This is a genomic window from Crystallibacter permensis (assembly GCF_025960875.1).
Lineage (GTDB): Bacteria > Actinomycetota > Actinomycetes > Actinomycetales > Micrococcaceae > Crystallibacter > Crystallibacter permensis.
The window spans coordinates 1-1,007 of sequence record NZ_JAODLR010000066.1 but is presented as its reverse complement, the minus strand read 5'-3'; the positions used below and the strand labels follow the sequence as shown (position 1 = coordinate 1,007).

Sequence of the window (1,007 nt, the reverse complement as noted above, 5' to 3'; positions counted from 1 at the left end):
ATCATGAGCAACGAAATTCCCAAGCCCAGCGTCCCTGCTCCGGACATTGTCCGCTGCGCGTACATGGATCTGGTCGTCACGGACCTGGCCAAGTCCCGCGAGTTCTACGTGGACGTTCTCGGTCTGCACATGACCGAAGAGGACGAGAACACCATCTACCTGCGCTCCTTCGAGGAGTTCATCCACCACAACCTGGTGCTGCGCAAGGGCCCGGTCGCCGCCGTGGCATCGTTTGCCTACCGGGTGAAGTCCCCGGCCGAAGTGGACGCCGCCGAGGCCTACTACAAGGAACTCGGCTGCCGCACCGAACGCCGCAAGGACGGCTTCTCCAAGGGCATCGGCGACTCCGTCCGCGTGGAGGACCCGCTGGGCTTCCCGTACGAGTTCTTCTACGACGTGGAGCACGTCGAGCGCCTCACCCAGCGCTACGACCTCTACAGCGCCGGCGAACTGGTCCGCCTGGACCACTTCAACCAGGTCACCCCGGACGTCCCGCGCGGGCGTAAGTACCTGGAGGACCTGGGCTTCCGTGTCTCCGAAGACATCAAGGATTCCAACGGCGTCACCTACGCGGCCTGGATGCACCGTAAGCAGACCGTCCACGACACCGCCCTCACCGGCGGCGACGGCCCGCGCATGCACCACGTTGCCTTCGCCACGCACGAGAAGCACAACATCATCCAGATCTGCGACAAGATGGGCGCCCTGCGCATCTCGGACCGGATCGAACGCGGCCCCGGCCGCCACGGCGTCTCCAACGCGTTCTACCTGTACATTCTGGATCCGGACGGCCACCGTATCGAGATCTACACCCAGGACTACTACACCGGAGACCCGGACAACCCCACCGTCACCTGGGATGTCCACGACAACCAGCGCCGCGACTGGTGGGGCAATGCGGTAGTGCCGTCCTGGTACACCGAGGCCTCCCTGGTCCTGGACCTGGACGGCAACCCCCAGCCGGTCATCCAGCGCACCGACGCCTCCGAAATGGCCGTGACCATCGG

Annotated in this window: 1 protein-coding gene; it reads left to right on the top strand. The window is 64.8% G+C overall.

The annotated features are described in order from the left end of the window. Positions 1-3 precede the first annotated feature (3 nt). Positions 4-1,007, top strand: a 1,004-nt coding sequence (gene hpaD, locus B0G38_RS23185) for a 3,4-dihydroxyphenylacetate 2,3-dioxygenase (protein WP_264671657.1), incomplete at its 3' end; no start/stop codon positions are given.